Raw genomic sequence first — 390 nt, 5'->3', positions numbered from 1 at the left:
GGAACTGCCGTCGTCGCCGGAGTTCTTCTCTCAGTTCTAGGCTGACCTTTTCTTCAAATTTTTGATGAGCCTAATGAAAACCTTAAATAGGAGAAGGACGCTTTAACCTAAAGCGGTGGTGAAGAAAATGCGTGTAAAGACTTTGATGACCCCCGATCCAGTGGTCATAAAGCTCCCGGCCACGAGGGAGTATGCCCTTGACCTCTTCAGGAAACACAAAGTAAGGTCATTCCCCGTAGCAAACAGAGAAGGCAAGCTCGTTGGAATAATAAGTATCAAGCGTGTTATGCTCCATCCTGATGAGGAGCAACTGGCAATGCTCGTCAAAAGGGATGTTCCCACAGTGAAACCCAATGATGACCTTAAGAAGGCTGTCAGAGCTATGCTGGA

The 390-nt window shown here is 47.2% G+C and carries 1 protein-coding gene; it reads left to right on the top strand.

All coding sequences use genetic code 11. The features are described 5' to 3' along the window. Positions 1-127: 127 nt before the first annotated feature. The coding region (locus E3E30_RS11200) for a CBS domain-containing protein (protein WP_167729658.1) at positions 128-390 on the top strand (263 nt) is incomplete at its 3' end.

The organism is Thermococcus sp. 9N3 (assembly GCF_012027685.1).
Classification (GTDB): domain Archaea; phylum Methanobacteriota_B; class Thermococci; order Thermococcales; family Thermococcaceae; genus Thermococcus; species Thermococcus nautili.
Note: the sequence above shows the minus strand (reverse complement) of the source record. Positions and strands in the feature narration are given on the sequence as shown.